Here is a 19,594-nt window from a genome sequence, read left to right as displayed (position 1 = left end):
TAAACGGACATGTCTGCCTGCGCAGACATCACCCCAAATGAAAGTCGATTGTTCCGCGCCTTTAGCGCTATCGCGCAGGACTTTTATCCTAAATATGCCTTCAGTAATTTCAGTGTATTCTTCGCTCCATCCCTGTGTGACCGCTCGTATCCATGAGATGCGTAAACTCCCGGTCCGATCAGACCATGCTTCATATCATAGCCTGCTTTCAGTGCCGCATCCACATCAGAGCCATAATGAGGATACACATCCACAGCAAACGCAATGTCATTCTCCTGTGCAGCCTTGATCAGACCGGAAACCACCTGGTAATCATATGGTCCCATACTGTCCTTAGCGCAGATTGAAACCATGGTTTCATCACATTCCAGGCCTTTTCCAACACATCCCATATCTACGGAGATCATCTCTGTCACTCCATCTGGGATAGCGGCACATCCACCATGTCCCACTTCCTCATAAGAAGTGATCAGTACATAAATGGTACGCTCTGTCTGAATTTCTTTCTCTTTCAGATATTTAGCATAGCCGAGAAGAATAGCAGTGCTGAATTTATCATCAAGGAAACGGCTCTTGATGTATCCGCTCTCAGTCACAACTGTCCTTGGATCAAAGCAGACAAAATCGCCTGTCATGATTCCAAGTTTTTTCACATCCTCTTTATTCTTCACCGGCTCATCAAGAATGGCCTCCATCGTCTCATAAGTACGTTTGGTATCGCTATACTCGCCGTTTACATGAACAGACGCATTCTCCAGCTGGAAAGTTGCATCATATACTTTGCCGGACTTTGTATAAACCTTACAATTCTCAGCCTCTGCATTGTTTGGATTCATACCGCCGATATTAGTCAGTTTCAGATGTCCGTTGTCCATGATCTGGCAGACCATTCCGCCAAGAGTATCCATGTGAGCTGCCAGAACCACTGCATTCTCATCGTCTTTTCCTCCAAGCTTTACGAGCACAGCGCCCTTCTGGGTAATCTGAGGCTTATAGCCAAGATTCTCAAATTCTTTTTTCACAAATTCGGCTGCCATGTGTGTGAAGCCGCTTGGGCTTGGCACTGCAAGCAGATCCTGTGCTGTTTTCATAACATAATCTGTGTATTTTCCCATGATATTCTCTCCTGTTTCTTACGAATTTTAATCTTATCATCTATCGTTCTTCACTTTTTGTATAGCAATGCGCTTCACAGAAATTACTTTTAAGCGATAACATTATATTTACTTATTATCCTCAAATGTGATAACTTTATAGCCCATACTTTTTGCCAGTTCCACGGGTCTGGCTGCGTCACATAAGCTTCCCATGAATTTCCTGTGGCACTCTGGCTTTCACCAGAATTCCAGTATCTGTGTACTCCTCCGAAAGCAGCTGCCCATATTCCCGGATCAGCTGAATCTTGCCAGCCTCCTGATAGGAAAAAATTTTTTCCACATAAATCTGCTCTTCAGAAAGGATTTTCCCCAGAAGCTGCTTTAAATCCTCCAGACCTTCCCCTGTTTTGGCCGAAACCTTAAGAGTATGGTCTGCCATACTGTCGCGCATGCGGATTGCTGCACCCACATCGACCTTGTTAAATAAAGTAATCGTCTTTTTGCCCTGGACACCAAGCTCCTGCAGGGTATCATAAACAACCTCCATCTGCTGTACCGCCTGAGGATTCGAACAGTCTACCACATGAATAATATAATCTGCATATTTCGCTTCCTCCAGGGTACTCTTAAAAGCTTCAACCAGATTATGCGGCAGTTTACGGATAAATCCAACAGTATCTGTAAGCAGGATCTGCTGTCCGTCATCTAATGTCAATGCTCTGGTTGTAGGATCCAATGTGGCAAACAGCTTATCCTCTGAAAGCACTCCGGCTCCAGTGAGGGTATTTAACAATGTAGATTTACCTGCATTGGTATAACCTACAATAGCAACAGTCTTCATCTTTCCCCGGGTACGTCCGGTACGGAGCAGCTCTCTGTGCTTCTCCACCTGAGAAAGCTCTTCCTTCAGCGCTGTGATCCTCTTTCGGATCAGACGTCGGTCACTCTCCAGCTTCTTCTCTCCAGGACCTCTGGTTCCGATTCCTCCTCCAAGTCTGGACAAAGACGCACCTAGTCCTACCAGTCTGGATGCTCTGTAACGGAGCTGTGCAAGCTCAACCTGTATCTTTCCCTCGCTGGTAGTGGCATGTTTTGCAAAAATGTCAAGGATCAGAAGAGTTCTGTCCATTACCTTACATTCCAGCTCATGCTCCAGATTGTTCATCTGTGCCGGGGAAAGTTCATCGTCACAGATAATTCCTGTAGCATCCGTGGCCAGCATAAGAGCACGTACCTCCTCGATCTTTCCTTTTCCAATATAAGTTCCAGGATGTACAGTCTCACGGTTCTGGATAATTTTTCCCACTGTCTGAGCTCCGGCAGTATCTGCAAGCTCCTCCAGTTCATCCAGGGATTCTTTCACATTATCGTTCTCATCCAGCTGAACGCCAACCAGAATCACCTGCTCCTGTATTTCTTCAATATATTCCATAAATCCTCCTTCCGGATCATCCATAAACTAACTTTCAGTTACTTTTCTATCTGAAAATCATCTGTTAGAGTATAACACAAACCCATTCCTTTTGGGAGAGGTATATTTCAGTTACTGTTCACTGGTAACGTTCCGCGAGGCGTTTTTTGTGAACAAAGTTCACAGAAAACCCGAGAATTGCGGCGCGAAATCATGCGAATGCATGATTTCTGTGCATCGCGAAGCGCGTTACTGTGAACGGAGTGAACAGTAACATATTTCAGATCTGAAAACAACAACTACAGTTCAGATCTCATATAGTATATAATAATAGTAAAAGACCAAAAAAGGAGGAACCTATGAAAAAGAAAAATCTCAAAACTCTTGCAGCATGCCTTTGCCTGTCCTGTACGCTCCTGACAGGTACTCTTCCCACCCAGGCAGCTGCCCGGACATCAGTTTCCCAAACTGCGAAATCTTCTTCCACTGTCACCAATAAGAAGACCCATTCCGGTAAGGGACAGGCTTCCAATTCCTCTTCTGGTACCTGGAAGACCATCAAGGGCCGCCACTACTATTACAATGCTCGCGGCAAGAAAGTCAAAGGCAAAGTCAAAATCGGATCCCGCTATTACTTTTTTGACAAAAATGGAATTCAGCGCTACGGCTGGAAAAAAATCAAAAATGATTACTACTTTTTCCGTATCAGCACAGGAACCACCGGCGCATACATGCTGACCTCCACCACTATAAATGGTATCGCTCTTGATGCTTCCGGACGTGCCAGCAAATCCGGTTCTAACCTGCGCAAGCTGAAGCTAATGACAGAAGCGAACAATATCGTAGAAAAGATCAGCAGACCAGGAATGAACAAAATGCAGCGCCTTCGTGCCAGCTTTGATTACGTCAAGAAGCAGTACACCTACTATTGCTGGCGTGAATTCAGAAATACACAGGACTGGGAAAAGGATTTCGCCGAAGATATGTTTTTCCGCGGCGGACGAGGTGACTGTGTTTCCTATGCAGCAGCTTTCGCCTACCTTGCAAACGCTGTAGGAATGAAAAAAGTTTATGTAATCTGCTCCGGCGGTCACGGCTGGGCTGAAATTGGTGGAAAGGTCTATGATCCTGACTGGGCGCTTGTAAGCAGCGTGGATTCCTACTTTGCAATGTCCTACGATCTCAGTGGCGTGAACGGCCGCCCTATGTACCGGGGCAACCGCCTTTATGTAAAAAAAGTCTGAGAGTATTACCAAAAAAGGATTTGAAATCCGGCATTCAATATTGCCTCAGATTTCAAATCCTTTTTATAATTATAAAAATAACTTCAGGAGCCTACTCTGTTTCCTATTCATTACTTCCAGTCCTGGATTTCAGGAAATCAAGCTCTTTCGCAGCTTCTTCATCCTCCGGATACATTCCGACATAAGATACAGCTTTCTCCTGTGCTGTAGAAAAATCCAGTTTCTTCTCATAAGCTACAATTTCATTAAATAACAAGCTCTGCATTTCATCATCGGAAGCAATGGTAATTCCGCTGCTGATATTTTCCAGGGCAGAATCATAGCTTCCTTCTGCCATATCGCACACTGCCAGTCCATTGTATCCCTGTGCGGCAGTCTGTGTCTGATCCCCGGACGTATCATCCAGCTTCTGATTGATGTACTGCTGGTACATTGCCCGGGCATTTGCGTAATCTGACTGAGCGCCATAGACCATTCCAAGAACCAGAAGTGCCTCTGTACTTCCCTGATTGGAAGCATCTGTCAGCTCCTTCTGGGCATTGGTATAATCTCCCATATAGTAATAGATTCTTCCCCGGCTGCAGAGATCCTCTGCTCCCTTTGCCTCTGTGGACAAAACAGCCTCCAGATACCTGGTTCCATCCGCTTCCATGTCCTTATCCAGGTACGTCTCGTAGATCTGGATGGCCCGGTCATAGCTGGAATCTTCCCCATATGCCTGCTCAAAATCAGAGGCAGCTTCATCATAGCCATCCATTTCCAGGGCAACCTTTCCAGTAAGAAACCAGGCATCTGCATCCATCTCATAATTCTGGGCAAGCACCTGACAGTCTGCCATGGCATCATCCAGATACCCAGCCTGCAAACGTGCTGTAGCGCGATACAGATACAGGTCCCGGGCCATACTTTTACTTACTTTCTCCTCGCCAAGAGCACTGGTAAAAGCAGTAATGGCATCATCATAATTTCCCAGACGCAGCTGACAGATTCCAATCCCGCGGTAAGACACTGCAGGCTTCACACCATTATTCACAGAAGTAGTAAATTCATCCAGCGCATACTCATAGCTGCCCTGCTCCAGATCTTTCTCTGCTTCCTTAAAAATCTGCTGTTTTTCATTATCACAGCCAGCCAGAAGGGAAAGCCCCATGACCGCTGTCAATATTAATGCTGTTTTTCTGATTTTCATTCTCAACCAACGATCAGTCCTTCGGCTTCCATTACTTCCACAACACTGTCTACATACTGATGGCAGAGCTCATCTGTCTCGGCCTCCACCATAACACGGATCAGCGGCTCTGTACCACTCTCGCGGACCAGAATACGTCCGGAATCGCCAAGTGCCTTTCCTGCTGCTTCGACTGCTTCAACCACCTTCGGGTTCTCACGCGCAGTCTTCTTATCTGCTACACGTACATTTCGAAGAACCTGAGGATAAACCTTCATCTCTTTGGCAAGATCACATAAGGTAGACTTCTTATCTACACATGCTTCCATGACCATAAGAGAAGTAAGGATACCATCACCTGTAGCTGCATAACGGCTGAAAATAATATGTCCGGACTGTTCTCCACCAATGCTGTAGTTATTTGCCATCATATTCTCGGCAACGTATTTGTCACCAACGGCAGTCTGCTCATAACGCATTCCTTCACGCTCCAGAGCTTTGTAAAGTCCCATATTGGACATCACTGTGGTAACAACAGTATTTCCATTCAGTTTCCCCTGCTCTTTCAGATATTTACCGCAGACATACATAATCTTGTCACCATCGATGATATTTCCACGATGATCAACTGCGATACAACGGTCAGCATCTCCATCATAAGCAAATCCGATATCCAGGCCATTGTCTATCACATATTTCTGAAGGACTTCGATATGGGTGGATCCACAGTTTGTATTGATGTTAGTTCCATCCGGCTGATTGTTGATCACATAAGTTTTCGCCTGAAGTGCCTCGAAAACACTTTTTGCAATTGCGGATGAGCTTCCGTTGGCACAGTCAAGTCCGACTTTTACATTTTTGAAATCACGGCTTGGAATGGAAATCAGATATCCGATATAGCGGTTTCGTCCGGAAGCAAAATCAACAGTACGTCCAATGTCTTCTTTGCGTGCAAGAGGAAGCTCCTCGATCTCGCCATCAATGTAGGCCTCAATACGCTCCTCGATCTCAGCCTCAATCTTCTGTCCGTTTCCATTCAGAAGCTTGATTCCATTATCATAGAATGGGTTATGGCTTGCGGAAATCATAATACCGCAGTCAAAATCCTCTGTACGAACCGCAAAGGATACACTTGGAGTAGTGGTTACATGCAGAAGATAAGCATCTGCTCCGGAAGCGGTAAGTCCTGCAACAAGGGCATACTCAAACATATAGCTGCTTCGTCTGGTATCTTTTCCGATTACGATCTTCGCCTTATGGTCACGTCCATAATACCAACCTACATAACGTCCTACTTTAAACGCATTATCAACTGTCAGCTGAACATTTGCCTCTCCACGAAATCCGTCTGTTCCAAAATATTTTCCCATATCTAATTATCCTCCTTGCTTATTACACCTGAAAGCATATAGGAATCATACATTCTTTTCCATATTTTCAGGCAAAACTGCAAACAATTACAATATACAGTATCCGATAATCTTATTTGTAAAGTCCGTTTGGATATACGCCAGCCTCGGTAAGCTCTTTAAAGGCTTTGATCACAACCTCTTTATCTTCTTGATAAGTTACACCAAACCAGGTATCCTTTGTCTCAAGCACATCTACCTGGGCAGTTCCCTTCTGGATCAATGCATCGATCATAACCGGAAGAAGATACTCTGCCTTGATATCACCAGCTTTTACATTCTGAAGAAACTCTACAAATCCATCGTATAAAGTATCCATAAACGCAGGAGTCAGTCCCCACATGTTCATGGAAACAAGCTCATTTAAATCAAGCTTCTCTGCCGGCTGTCCATCTTCGCGGCTCTCAGCGCCATCTGCTGTTTTAAAAATGTTGTGTGTCTCGGTAACCCCTGTAAGCTTGCCGTCTGTAATGTGGCAAAGTCCTCTTGTAACACTTCCATTATCGCTTAAGGTGTTTCCAAGACGGAAGCCTGCCATACAAATATGCAGAACATCATCTGCTGGCTGCTCCCGAACCAGATAATCATGTACTTTTACGTATGCTTCCTTTCCATAGTAGTCATCTGCATTGATAACTGCAAATGGCTCTGTAAGGAACTCTCTTGCGCAGATAACAGCATGGCCGGTTCCCCATGGTTTGGTTCTGTCTGCCGGTTTCACAAAGCCTTCCGGAAGCTTCTCCATTTCCTGATATGCATACGCAACTTCTGCGATCTTCTCTACTCTTGCACCAATGGTGCTTTTAAATTCTTCTTCCAGATCCTTACGGATAATAAATACAATTTTATTGAAGCCAGCCTCCAATGCGTCTCTGATGGAATAATCCATAATGATCTCACCATTTGGTCCAACTGGTGCAAGCTGCTTGATTCCATTTCCAAATCTGCTTCCAACTCCGGCTGCCATAATTACAAGAGCTGTTTTTTTCATAGGTAATACCCTCCCATTTTTCATATGATTGTTGTTTTAGAGCGTGTTTGAAAAAGGCTCTAAGTTTACTGTTCCTGCAGATTGCTCAATTTCGCTGCCTGGTCTGCTGCGATCAGGCTGTCGATGATTTCATCCAGATCTCCATTCAGAATGTTATCCAGTCTGTGAAGTGTAAGTTTGATACGGTGATCTGTTACACGTCCCTGTGGAAAATTGTAGGTTCTGATCTTCTCAGAACGATCACCTGTACCGATCTGACTTCTTCGCGCCTCTGCTTCTGCGTCATGCTGTTTGGCCAGCTCCATCTCATACAGACGTGAGCGAAGAACCTTTAACGCCTTATCCTTATTCTTCAGCTGGGACTTCTCATCCTGACAGGAAATTACGATTCCTGTAGGAATATGGGTCAGTCGTACTGCGGAGTCTGTAGTATTGACGCACTGTCCGCCATTTCCGGAAGCACGGAATACGTCGAATTTACAGTCGTTCATATCCAGATGGAAATCAATCTCCTCAGCTTCCGGCATAATTGCAACCGTACAGGTGGAAGTATGGATTCTTCCGCCGGATTCCGTCTCCGGAACCCTCTGTACCCGGTGTACGCCACTCTCATATTTCAGTCTGGAATAAGCTCCGGCACCGTTTATCATAAAGGTAACCTCTTTGAATCCGCCGATTCCATTCTCGTTTAAGCTCATCATCTCTGTTTTCCAGCGCCTGGATTCTGCATATTTTACATACATTCTGTAAATCTCAGCTGCAAAAAGCGCAGCCTCATCTCCACCGGCACCGGCACGGATTTCCACGATAACGTTCTTATTATCGTTAGGGTCCTTAGGCAGAAGAAGAATTTTCAGTTCATGCTCCAGCTCTTCCACGCGCTTCTTGGCATCGGAAAGCTCTTCTTTGAGCATTTCTCTCATATCCTCATCTTTCTCCTCTTCCAGCATGGAAAGGCTGTCCTGAATTGTTTCTTTATTTTTCTTATATTCCTTATAGGTATCCACAATTGGCTGCAGGTCGCTCTGTTCCTTCATAAGCTTCTGGAAACGATCTGGATTAGATGTTACATCTGGCTCACCCAGCTCATTCAGAACTTCCTCGAAACGTATGAGCAAATCGTCCAACTTGTCAAACATGGTTTTCCTCCTGTTATGTTCTTCTCTTTACTTATATAAAACTATCGTCTGCCCAACACAACTCTGTCAAGTCCCGTCAGGTCTTTAACAATCTGTACATCAAAAAAGCCATTTTCCCGCATCAGCGCCTTTACAGCTTCGCCCTGATCATATCCGATTTCAAACAGCATCCAGCCATTTTCCTTTAGGAAAGCCTTTCCCTCCGATACGATTTTTCTGTAAAAATACAGACCATCTTCATGGCCATCCAATGCAAGTCTTGGATCGTGATCCCGCACTTCTTCCATAAGCTCTTCAATCTCTGCGCTTCTGATGTAGGGGGGATTCGAAATAAGGATATCATACAGAGGCATATCTTTGCCAGTGTTTTGTTGAAAAAAAGCTGACGAAAACAAGTCGCTTTCCACGAAAACAGCTCTGTCTGACACTTCCAGGCTTACCGCATTCTTATCTGCCACCTGAAGAGCAAGTGGGGAAACATCAGCACCCACACCATATGCATCCCCGGTAAGTGCCAGAAGACTTAAAAGAATACACCCCGATCCGGTGCACATATCCAGAATCCCTGGTGTCTTTTTCCCCTTCATAACTTCCAGAGCCTTCTCCACCAATGTCTCCGTATCCTGCCTCGGAACCAGTACGTTTTGATTTACATAAAATTCAAATCCCATAAAATATGCCTGATGGGTAATATGCTGCAAGGGAACATGACCTGCTCTTTTTCGGATCAGTTCCCGGTATCTGTCCGCTTTTTCCTCTTCAATCCCGTCAGCTGAATGAGCGAAATAAAAAGCCCTGTTCATTCCGGTCACATACTCCAGAAGAAGCCAGGCATCCAGCCTGGCTTCCTGGATCTTATGCTGCTCCAGAACCTTGGTTCCTTCTTTTAATAGTGTTTCCAGAGAAGTCATTGTGCAGCTCCCGTTTCCGGTACATTCCCGGTACGTTCTTCACTCTCCCCGCTTTCAGATTGCGCGGAAGCAGCGGAAAGATCACCGTTTTCTTTGTTCTCATATGGAATATCCAGATTGAATTCTGTCTTTAAATATGCTCTCCAGTCAAACACAGCCTCCACAGCCTTGATGGCAACCTCTGCCATATCAGCTGTAGGTTCTTTTGTGGTAAATTTCTGCATTGCCATACCAGGTTTGCTCATCATCAAGGCAAATTTACTGTCTGTCCTGCCTGCCCACTGGATAATTTCAAATGAAATTCCAGATACTACAGGTACCATGAGCAGACGGCCGAAAAGACGGAACCAGTAAGACGGTACCAGTACAAAAATAAAATGTAGGAAAATACTTACTATCATAACCAGGAACAGAAAGCTTGTTCCGCAGCGTCTGTGGAATCTGGAGCTCTCAAGCACGTTCTCCACAGTAAGTGGCTTACCATTTTCCACACAGTTGATACATTTGTGTTCAGCACCATGATACATAAAGGTTCTCTGAATATCCTTCATTCTGGAGATCAGGATCATGTATCCCATAAACAGACCCAGCTTCACAAACGCTTCCACAATGGTAACCACCACTTCCGAAGCGCCTACTTTACGGCAAAGACTGGCCAGTGCATAAGGAAGCAGCATAAAGGCTGCAATGGAAATTACAATAGAAATGGCCACAGTTACATAGAGCAAGGCTTTAAATGCCTTGTCTTCTTTTTTCTTCTTGGCTTCCAGTTCTTCTGGAGAAAGAGCAGCATTCTTTCTGGTCTCTTCCTCGTCCTCCTCATCACCTGCAATTTCAGCTGAATACATAAGGCATTTCGTTCCGGTTACCAGAGAATCGATAAAGCTTACCATTCCGCGGATAATCGGTTTCCGCCAGATCCTGGCTTTCCCGAAAATGCATTTATAATCTTCCACTTTTACTACAATTTCTTTATCAGGACGTCTTACTGCAATGGAGTATTTATCCTTGTGGCGCATCATAATGCCTTCCATTACAGCTTGTCCACCGATATTGGATGGTTTCATTTTATCCTCCAGTTACAAAGAAAGGTTGAGATTTCCCAACCTCAACCTTCTCATTCAGTAATATTCAAATTATTTATTCAGGCCGTATTTCTCGTTGAACTTATTGATACGTCCGCGAGCCTGACTAGCTTTCTGCTGTCCTGTATAGAACGGATGACATTTGGAGCAGATTTCTACGTGGATATCCTGCTTGGTAGATCCTGTTACAAAAGTATTACCGCAGTTGCAGGTTACAGTTGCCTGATAGTAATTCGGATGGATTCCTTCTCTCATGATTTTCACCTCTCTATATTTATTCTATTTTATTTGCGTTGAATCTGACGAATTCACACTTTACACAGCCTACTGATTATAGCATGGCGTTATGAGAAATGCAAGTTATTTATAAAAATTTCTAAAACTAATCCCAGATAATATTCTGCACGATGTTTTTTGTGAACATTACAATTTCTGTTTTTTTACCATTTGCACAAATTCAGCATTATTTGCAGTACGTGCAAACATGTTCAGAATCTGTTCCACTGCCTCATCAGACTTCATTCCGTTAAGAGCCTTTCGCATAATATATACAGCTTCCTGCTCGTCCTTGCTCAGAAGCAGATCTTCTCGTCTGGTACCGGATTTCTGAATGTCGATGGCCGGGAAAACCCGTTTCTCCTGAAGCTTGCGGTCAAGAACAAGCTCCATATTGCCGGTTCCCTTGAATTCTTCGTAAATAACGTCGTCCATTTTGCTTCCGGTGTCAACCAGTGCAGTGGCCAGAATGGTAAGGCTTCCTCCCTCACGCATATTACGTGCTGCACCAAAGAAGCGCTTCGGCATATGAAGTGCTCCCGGATCAAGACCTCCTGACAGAGTTCTTCCGCTTGGAGGAACAACCAGGTTATAGGCTCTTGCCAGTCTGGTAATGGAATCCAGAAGGATCACAACATCCTGCTTATGTTCTACAAGGCGGCGTGCACGCTCTACAACCATCTCGGATACACGCTTATGATGCTCCGGAAGCTCATCAAATGTGGAATAAATAACTTCCACGTTCGGTCCCTGTATTGCTTCCCTAATATCGGTAACTTCCTCAGGACGTTCATCAATAAGAAGAATGATCAGATGCATATCCTTGTTATTCTTAAGAATAGATTTCGCAACATCCTTAAGCAAAGTAGTCTTACCTGCCTTAGGCGGGGAAACGATCATACCACGCTGTCCCTTTCCGATAGGGCTGATCAGATCTACGATACGCATGGCAGTAGTTCCGCCGGGACGTTCCATAATCAGACGCTCATCTGGGAAGATCGGGGTCATATTTTCAAAATTGTATCTCTTCTGTCCCTCACTTGGATGGAAACCATTGATAGACGTTACATACAAAAGGGCACTGAATTTCTCCCCCTGTGTTTTAATACGGATATTTCCCTGAATTATATCCCCTGTCTTCAGATTAAATCTGCGGATCTGCGATGGGGAAACATAGATATCATTCTCTCCTGGAAGATAATTCTCACTTCGGATAAATCCAAACCCATCCGGCATAACCTCCAGGATTCCATTGGCCTTTTCGCCACTGTCAAGCTGGACCGTTTCAGCCGGAACACTGTAAGCGTTGCTTACATTCTCTTCTGTACGGTTCTCACTGGCTGCGCCTGTACGGGGCTGTTCCGTTTCCTCAAGTCTTAATTCGGCTGGCGGAACCACTTCTACAGGTTTCGCTACAGGAGTGCGCTTCACGAAGTTCTCCGGTCTGTTTTCCCCATTATAACTGTTCTGGCGTCCTGCATTTTCATTTCTGCCATAATTATTGCTGCGGTACTCAGGATTACGCCGTATAATGGTACGGGATCTGGTTGGTGCTTCTCTTCTCTCCGGTGAAGAAACACTTCCCGTATTTTCTGTTTTTTCTGCTGCCACAGGCTCTGGTCTTGCAGGTATGGTATTCTCTTCTGCTGTTCCGGAAATAGTCTGCTCATTTTCTGCAGTCTGTTCTTTCCTGTCCTCTTCCAGCATACGTTCAATTAATTCAGGCTTTCTCATAGTAGAAATGCCCTTCAGTCCTCTGGCTTTTGCCAAGTCTTTCAGCGTAGCCAGGGATAATGATTCATACTTTTCTTTCATCAATCATCTACCTCTTCGACTAATACAATTCTAAAACACATTTCAATTTTGATTTAACGGGATACAAATGTCTGATTAGACAGAAGCTATATACTGAATTATAAAAACATCCTTCAAAAAACTTATTAAAGTTTATTTTAACACATTTCAGGCGCCGTGTCTACATCCATTCCAAATATATCTATCCCTGCCTGCAAGAAAGTGATAACCTTTGTTTTGTATTATACACACCTAAGGTTTTTCATTGCAAGAATTTTCTGTCGACACATATCCCGACTCTTCGACATATATAAGAGTCCTGTTCTCCCGGTGACCCAAAGATAAGTACCAGCTGTCACTTACCTTTTTATAAAATACCGGTTTCCCACGCCTGTGCTATTCACAATAAAACACCCGGAGATATTTCTCCGGGTGCCGGTCATCTTTAAAATTATTAATTCCAGAACGCTCCGTAAATCTTCTGGATCTTAGCGATCTGTGCGTCTGTAATCTGATTCAGTGCATTCTGAACAGCTGCATAAGTCTGTGGTCTGCTACTCTTCAGGGAAGCATTGTTCAGGATGTAATCCTTAACAGATTCTGCAAAATATTCGGAAGCATTCTGTGTTACATAGGCTTTATTAAAAGCTGTAACATTTGCCTTCTCAGCTGCAAAAATGCTCTGGAAGCTTGCTGTCTTATCTGCATTTCCTGCGATAAATGCAAGGAAATGACCCAGCTCATGATAAACAGAATCATCAATCTGCTTCATTGTAATAGATCTTGATCTTGCATCAAAATATCCGGAATAGTTAACGGATGGATCAACAACAATCTTAAAGCCCAGCTGCTGATATGCTGCAATTACACGATTGTCCATCTTACCTGCAACACTTGCTACATTTGCTTCGTATTTGCTCTGGTTCTGTGAAGAGCTTGCTGCTGCAGTTGCCTGGGCAGCGGAAGTACCAGAAGAAGTAGTGCTTACAGCGGTCTCATTGGCAATTGATACCTGCTGTGTAGTTGTTGTCTGAACAGTTGTTGTGATCTTGGATGTAACAACTTTCTTTTTTGATTTCTTGGTGTATTTCGCTGTTGCTTTGGTAACAACGGTTGTTTTGGTATCTACTGTTGTATTACCGGATTTATTTGTTTTATTGGTTACTTTTGTTTTGGTTTTCAGTTTCTTGGTGTAGCTCTTCTTGGAAGCCTTTTTTAATTTAACAGTCTTCCTGGTTGTCTTAGTACTGGAGGTAGTCTTCACAGTAGTCTTCGGCTGGGAAGCCAGTGGAGTTTCATCTTCTATAATGGAAGTCTCCATGATCGGATCTGTATAACTGGGGAATTCAGGTGTTTCTCCTGCTCCTGAGAATAATGAAACGCCGCCGATCACTGCTGCCAATGCTATGGCAGCACAACTGGAAACAACTTTTTTATTTGCAAGCCACTCTGTTAATTTCTTTCCTTTCATAAATAACACACCTTTCTTGAACCATAATGTAACTGACTTGCCGCTATCTGGAAACTATCAGTCCCATCAGTTTGTGGAAATAAAAAAACCGTTTATCAGATTAAATAAACGGTCGCCACAAATAGAAGAACCACGTCTCCTGTCATATTACATTACCTAATCAATATCAATGCGGCAACCGGCTGTCATAGTCCTGAGACCTTAGACCCTTGGCTTTGCGTCCCTGTCTTTCAACAGGTTTGCCTTTTATTCACTTCTTATAATAAAGCAAACTGTCACTTTTGTCAACGGAATTTCCTTGTTAAAACTTACAAAAATCTGTCTAAAAAGTACGAAAGCAAAAAATCTGTAAAAATATCTGAGCTGATTGTAACGCATGATAATCATTCTCAAATATTTTCACAGATTCCTTTTCGATGTCTGGAGGACAGCAGACACGCATTACAGTTTGCGCGTAGACTCCCGCTCTATAAGAGTTCCGCCCAGTATTTGCCGTTTCACTACCTTTTTCCGGTTGATCAGATCAAACAAGGTACGGACGCTCTGCAGGGCAATTTCCACTCTTGGATATTTCAATGTGGTGATGGATGGATGATAATATTCCGCAATGTCCTGACCATCTGCTCCTGCCACACAATAATCCTCCGGTACTCTTTTGCCGCTGTCAATAACTGCTCTGCATGCTCCTACCGCCAGAGTATCTGAAATTGCATAAATGCAGGAAAAATCCACCCCTGATTTCAAAAGCTCACAGGTACAGTTATAACCATTCTCAATCGTATAAATTCTTTTACCTGGTTTTAAACGAATTATAAGCTTCTCATCGTACTCCAGTCCATTTTTCTCCAGTGACCTTTTATAGCCATTGAGATGGCATCTTCCAAGACCTTCATCTCCGGAAGTAATAAAGGCGATCCTTTTATGTCCGCAGCTGCACAGATAATCAACCATACTCTGGCTCTCAATCTCTGTATCAGTCGTCACAAGGGCACTTTTAGGATAAGTTCCTGTATCCTCCGGAACTGTTTTTCCGGAACCACTGATCACATACGGAACTCTCAGCATTCTCAGCCTTGACTCGTCATAATTATACATACCTCCAAGAAATATGATTCCTTTGACTTTTTTCTCTTTTTCCAGCTGAAGGGCAAGCTCAACTTCGTCTTCATCATCTGCCACATTCTGCAATACCAGGCAATATTTCCTGTCACGGACTTCCCGCTCCAATACATGAAGCATAACACCCCAGTATGAGTTACTGATTTCTTTTATTACAACTGCGATCGTATTGGAATCAGCTCTTTTCAGATTTCTGGCACTATTATTCGGTACATAATTGTACTCTCTGATCACATCCAGAATCTTCTGTTTCGTTTCCGGATTAATGTCCGGGTGATTGTTAATTGCCCTGGACACTGTGCTGACTCCTACGCCGCACAATTTCGCAACCTCTTTAATTGTTATCTGCTCCATAATCGCTCTCCTGCAACAATGTATTCATTATATATGTCCCGGCATATTATGGCAAATGATTTTTAATAAATTTATAATGATTTTTTTATCATTTTTTATTAACAAATATGCTTGTCATTATAAGCGATGTTTCCTTTTCCATATTTGAAAAGGAAAGCTGGTTCTGAAGACATATGGCTGAAGTCAATAGGCTCCGGTTTTGCAGTTCCTTCTACGATTTTATCAGCACATGTGATAAGATCGTGAAGAATTGCTTTTCCAATCGGACGTAAAAAATGTCCTGGGAAAATAAGCTCAAAATCTTCTTTATCTAACTTCTTTAATCCCTCTGCATATTCCTTTACTGTTGCGGAATAGGTATCAAAAATCAGGATTGGAGTTGACACTACACTGTCTCCGGCGAACAGGAATTTATTTTTTCTATCCAGGAAAACTACACTTCCAGGAGTATGTCCCGGTGTAAATAATACTTCCAGGCTTCTGCCGCCCAGATCAAAGATCTGATGCTCACTCAGTGGAAGCATCTGGAAATCTCCGGGCTCACGACCTTCAATTATGTACTCTGTTCCATAAAATCCCGGTTCTTTCTTTGTTTTTTCAACATAATGCTTCCAGCCGCTTCTAAGCTTCTCTGTATCTGCCATTTTGAAATCTTTTTCACTCAGATATGCCTTTCCGAACTCGTGATTGCCTCCCACATGATCCAGATGTCCATGTGTATTTAATACAACATATGGCAAATCAGTCAGAGTCTCGATCACTTTTTTCAGATTTCCAAAGCCTGAACCGGTATCGATCACAGCTGCACTTTTTTCACCTTTTACAAGATAAATAATGTCAGCTCCGAACTCATCGATTGCCCAGACATCCTCTGCCACCAGCTGAACTGTGTAGCCTTCAATTCTCTGTAAATTAATATTGTCCATTTTCTGCCGTTCTCCTTTTCAATTACATTTTTACTGCGCCTGCGGTAAGTCCGCTGGTGATATATTTCTGTGCTGCAATATAAATGATTATGATTGGAACCATGGACAGAGTCATTCCGGCAAGCATCAGATTCCACTCAGATCCGGAGGTACTCTTAAACATATAAATAGCAACTGTCAGGGTTCTCAAACCACTGTCTGAAACATACAGGTTTGGCATAAGGAAATCATTCCATGTCCACAGGAAAAACAGTACCAGAAGAGTTATGCTTGTGGATCGTACCAATGGGAAAATTACCTGCCACATGCAGCGGAACATTCCACAGCCGTCAATTGCCGCTGCCTCTTCCAGTTCCTTTGGAATTGATTTCAGGAAACCAACATAGGTAAAAATACCAAATGCTCCGTGGAAGCCGGCATACAGGAAAATAAGTACGGTCAAGTTATTCAAAAGATTTGCATTGGTCAGCTGTACAGAAAGCGCGATCATAATGGAATGGAACGGAATGATCTGTCCAAGGGTGAACATCAGATACAAAACAGTTCCAAGCTTTCCAGGGATGTGCGCAATTCCATATGCAGCCATAAAGGAAATGATGGTACATACCAGCATGGTTCCCAGGGTTACATATGCTGAATTTCCAACTACTTTCCAGAATTTCAGACGTTCTATAGCTTCGGTAAAGTTTCCGGTATAGAGGTAATGTGGAAAAGAAAGGAAGTTCTGGATCATATCGTTATGTGTCTTGAATGCGTTCATCACAAGCAGGATGATCGGCATAAGGAACAGGACACCAAAGAAAAACATAATAATGGTTGGAAGCCATACTTTCTTTTTCATTAGTATTCTACCTCCTTCTTACGAGTGCAGTACAACTGGATCAGAGTAACCGCTGCTACTGTAAGGAACAGGATTACAGATTTCGCTGAGCCATAGCCCAGGTTGTACTTGGTGAAAGCTTCCTGGTAAATATTCATGGCAACTGGCATTGTGGAACCGTAAGGACCACCGCCTGTCATTGCGTTCGGAATATCGAATGACTTAAATGCTCCTGAAATAGAAACAAACAGATTGATCGTGACAGTTGGCATAAGCAGCGGAAGCTCGATTTTCAGAACTTTTTTCAGACCGCTGCAGCCATCCAGCTCAGCAGACTCCATAACATCCTTCGGAATAGTCTGAAGACCTGCGGTATAAATGATCATCAGGAAACCAATGTTCTGCCAGATGGAAACCACAATGATCGTCACAGTTGCCATTGACGGAGTTCCGAACCAGCTTATATTTGCCAGCCAGTCCCAGCCTAATGCTCCGCCAAGTGCAGGCATTGCATTTGTAAAAATAAACACCCAGATAAAGGATACCAATACGGCACTGACAATGTTAGGAATGAAGAACATAGCTCTGACCACGCCTTTAGCCTTAATGTTCTCATTCAGGAAATAAGCAAGAATAAATCCAAAAACATTACTGCCAATAATGGTGAACGCACCAACAAAAAGGTTAAATCCAAAGGAAGTCCAGAATTTTGCATCGGAAAACAATTTTACATAATTGTCAAATCCCACAAAAGCTTTTTTCCCGGACATCAGATTCCATTTCAGGAATGAATATGGAATGGTTCCGCCAAACAGAGGTGCCAGCATTGCAAAGGAATATAAAAGCAAGGCAGGCAGAATCAGCAGAAGATAAAATTTCTTGTTTTTCTTATATAAAGATGACATATTATCCTCTCTTTCTTTTTCTAAAAGGCTCATCTGCTTATACAGATATCACGATAAATCTTCCATTAAAAAGATTCCCGGGGGGTGCTCCCCCCGGGAATCGCAGGTCAGCATTTCCTCTTATTTACTGATCCAGATATTCAAGATATGCTGCGTCAAGCTCGGAAATTACCTCATCCTTGTCAGCAGCGTCTGCCATGTAACCCTGGAAGATATCTCCGGAGATAACATCAAATCCGTTTACATACTGCTGATATACCCATGGAATTACGTTTCCGCTGTTTGCATATTCCAGATAATCGTTTGTAGATGCAGAATCATAATTAACTGTGAAATCCTGGGAAGCCGGTGCAGAACCTGGTTTCTCGGTTACAATTGCAATATATCCATCAGAAAGGGAAGCATCGCTTAAGAAGTCAATAACCTCTTTGCAAGCATCCATATGCTCTGTCTGAGTGCTTACTCCATATACGATTCCTACGTCAACTGCTGCTTTGTTTCTCTCAGCGTCGTTGGATACTGGTAATGCAAAGTATCCGATTTCCGGCGGGTTATCCATTTTTGCTACTACGTTCTGGCTGAACTCACCGCTGATCAGCATAGCTGCTTCAGAGTTTGCAAGTGCATTGAAACCGGATGTGGAGTCGCAATCCATCATATTACTTCCGCAATGAGCTTTGATAATATCTGCTGTTGCAAATACATCATCGATACCGTCTACATTGAAGGTTCCCTCGCCGGAATTTAACTGATCCAGGAAGCCTTCCATATCATCCTGTACTACGTTTGACATCATTACACTGAACATGTGTTTCAGAGTCCAGGAATCTTTGAATGTGGAAGCGATTGGTGTTACGCCGGACTCTTCCAGCTTCTCACACGCTGCTTCGAACTCATCTCTTGTTTTCGGAACTTCTTCGATTCCTGCATCCTTAAACATCTGCTTATTGTAGAATACACCAAGATACTCAACGTTTGCAGGATATCCGTAGATTTTGTCATCATAGGTAGCAGCTTCAAGAGCTGTCGGGTAAACCTTCTCAGTAAAATCCATTCCGCTTAAATCCTGAAGTCTTCCTGCCTCTGCAAAATCCTGCACCTGTGTCCATGGTGTAAGGATGTAGATATCCGGCCAGTCATTTGTTGCAGCTGCAGTTCCAAGGAAATCAGAGTAATCTCCGGACTGCATTGTGATATCCAGCTCGATATCATCATGTTTGCTGTTGAAGGACTCCATTGTACGATCCAGCTGATCGCCCCACTCACCATTCCATACAGTCATAGTGACCTTGGTCTTCTCTCCATCAGCCCAGCAAAGGTTTGTTCCAAGAGACATAACCATTGTTCCGGCTAATACTGCTGCCAACATTTTTTTCTTCATTTCTTATACCTCCTAGTAGTACATCCATCTAGTTTTTAAAGTGTTGTTGGATATAGCTTTGCCAGTTTAATTCTGGCATCAGCTGTCGTGAAC

General features: G+C 43.4%; 17 protein-coding genes and 1 riboswitch. Of the genes, 1 reads left to right on the top strand and 16 read right to left on the bottom strand.

Features of this window, described 5'->3' with window-relative positions:
* Positions 1-83 precede the first annotated feature (83 nt).
* Both I2D69_RS14700 and hflX read right to left on the bottom strand, forming a co-directional pair.
* Positions 84-1,115, bottom strand: coding sequence for a M42 family metallopeptidase (locus I2D69_RS14700; RefSeq protein ID WP_148461080.1), 1,032 nt, complete (start codon positions 1,113-1,115; stop codon positions 84-86).
* Positions 1,116-1,293: 178 nt separating this feature from the next.
* Positions 1,294-2,529 carry a GTPase HflX gene (hflX, locus tag I2D69_RS14695; RefSeq protein ID WP_195380137.1) on the bottom strand — a complete coding sequence of 412 codons (1,236 nt, stop codon included), beginning with the start codon at positions 2,527-2,529 and terminating at the stop codon, positions 1,294-1,296.
* 338 nt (positions 2,530-2,867) lie between these two features.
* Here hflX and I2D69_RS14690 point away from each other — a divergent pair, with 338 nt between their 5' ends.
* Complete coding sequence (locus tag I2D69_RS14690; RefSeq protein ID WP_173770358.1) at positions 2,868-3,752, top strand: transglutaminase domain-containing protein; 885 nt, start codon at positions 2,868-2,870, stop codon at positions 3,750-3,752.
* A 103-nt stretch (positions 3,753-3,855) separates the two neighbouring features.
* Here the strand turns inward: I2D69_RS14690 and I2D69_RS14685 are convergent, their stop codons facing one another.
* The 14 genes from I2D69_RS14685 to I2D69_RS14620 all read right to left on the bottom strand — a co-directional run bounded on the left by I2D69_RS14685 (position 3,856) and on the right by I2D69_RS14620 (position 19,501).
* The gene (locus I2D69_RS14685) at positions 3,856-4,941 is read right to left on the bottom strand and encodes a tetratricopeptide repeat protein (RefSeq protein WP_173770359.1); all 1,086 of its coding nucleotides are present in this window, start codon (positions 4,939-4,941) and stop codon (positions 3,856-3,858) included.
* Between the two features lie 2 nt (positions 4,942-4,943).
* Positions 4,944-6,290, bottom strand: coding sequence for a phosphoglucosamine mutase (gene glmM / locus I2D69_RS14680; protein WP_148461077.1), 1,347 nt, complete (start codon positions 6,288-6,290; stop codon positions 4,944-4,946).
* A 112-nt stretch (positions 6,291-6,402) separates the two neighbouring features.
* Positions 6,403-7,320: a sugar phosphate nucleotidyltransferase gene (locus tag I2D69_RS14675; RefSeq protein WP_118578121.1), complete on the bottom strand. Its 918-nt coding sequence runs from the start codon at positions 7,318-7,320 to the stop codon at positions 6,403-6,405.
* A 65-nt stretch (positions 7,321-7,385) separates the two neighbouring features.
* Positions 7,386-8,459, bottom strand: coding sequence for a peptide chain release factor 1 (gene prfA / locus I2D69_RS14670; protein ID WP_118578120.1), 1,074 nt, complete (start codon positions 8,457-8,459; stop codon positions 7,386-7,388).
* A 41-nt stretch (positions 8,460-8,500) separates the two neighbouring features.
* Positions 8,501-9,370, bottom strand: a complete 870-nt coding sequence (prmC, locus tag I2D69_RS14665; RefSeq protein WP_195380136.1) for a peptide chain release factor N(5)-glutamine methyltransferase — start codon at positions 9,368-9,370, stop codon at positions 8,501-8,503.
* Positions 9,367-10,437: a DUF1385 domain-containing protein gene (locus I2D69_RS14660; protein ID WP_195380135.1), complete on the bottom strand. Its 1,071-nt coding sequence runs from the start codon at positions 10,435-10,437 to the stop codon at positions 9,367-9,369. The genes prmC and I2D69_RS14660 overlap by 4 nt, the downstream gene beginning before the upstream one ends.
* 69 nt (positions 10,438-10,506) lie before the next feature.
* Positions 10,507-10,710: a 50S ribosomal protein L31 gene (gene rpmE / locus I2D69_RS14655; RefSeq protein WP_148461074.1), complete on the bottom strand. Its 204-nt coding sequence runs from the start codon at positions 10,708-10,710 to the stop codon at positions 10,507-10,509.
* Positions 10,711-10,878: 168 nt separating this feature from the next.
* Entirely contained in the window at positions 10,879-12,546 is a 1,668-nt protein-coding gene (rho, locus tag I2D69_RS14650; RefSeq protein WP_195380145.1) for a transcription termination factor Rho, read from the bottom strand.
* Between the two features lie 433 nt (positions 12,547-12,979).
* Positions 12,980-13,996, bottom strand: coding sequence for a hypothetical protein (locus I2D69_RS20240; RefSeq protein ID WP_243243834.1), 1,017 nt, complete (start codon positions 13,994-13,996; stop codon positions 12,980-12,982).
* Positions 13,997-14,166: 170 nt separating this feature from the next.
* A riboswitch (cyclic di-GMP riboswitch) is annotated at positions 14,167-14,250 on the bottom strand.
* A gap of 187 nt (positions 14,251-14,437) precedes the next feature.
* Positions 14,438-15,469 (bottom strand): LacI family DNA-binding transcriptional regulator, encoded by a 1,032-nt coding sequence (locus I2D69_RS14640; RefSeq protein WP_195380134.1) that lies wholly within the window; start codon positions 15,467-15,469, stop codon positions 14,438-14,440.
* Positions 15,470-15,567: 98 nt separating this feature from the next.
* Positions 15,568-16,395 (bottom strand): MBL fold metallo-hydrolase, encoded by an 828-nt coding sequence (locus I2D69_RS14635; RefSeq protein WP_173736017.1) that lies wholly within the window; start codon positions 16,393-16,395, stop codon positions 15,568-15,570.
* A gap of 22 nt (positions 16,396-16,417) precedes the next feature.
* The gene (locus I2D69_RS14630; RefSeq protein WP_195380133.1) at positions 16,418-17,236 is read right to left on the bottom strand and encodes a carbohydrate ABC transporter permease; all 819 of its coding nucleotides are present in this window, start codon (positions 17,234-17,236) and stop codon (positions 16,418-16,420) included.
* Complete coding sequence (locus I2D69_RS14625; protein ID WP_195380132.1) at positions 17,236-18,120, bottom strand: sugar ABC transporter permease; 885 nt, start codon at positions 18,118-18,120, stop codon at positions 17,236-17,238. The genes I2D69_RS14630 and I2D69_RS14625 overlap by 1 nt, the downstream gene beginning before the upstream one ends.
* A 124-nt stretch (positions 18,121-18,244) precedes the next feature.
* The gene (locus tag I2D69_RS14620; RefSeq protein WP_195380131.1) at positions 18,245-19,501 is read right to left on the bottom strand and encodes an extracellular solute-binding protein; all 1,257 of its coding nucleotides are present in this window, start codon (positions 19,499-19,501) and stop codon (positions 18,245-18,247) included.
* Positions 19,502-19,594: the final 93 nt, after the last annotated feature.

Source organism: Ruminococcus sp. D54t1_190329_F1 (assembly GCF_015551645.1).
Lineage (GTDB): Bacteria > Bacillota > Clostridia > Lachnospirales > Lachnospiraceae > Blautia_A > Blautia_A faecis.
Note: the sequence above shows the minus strand (reverse complement) of the source record. Positions and strands in the feature narration are given on the sequence as shown.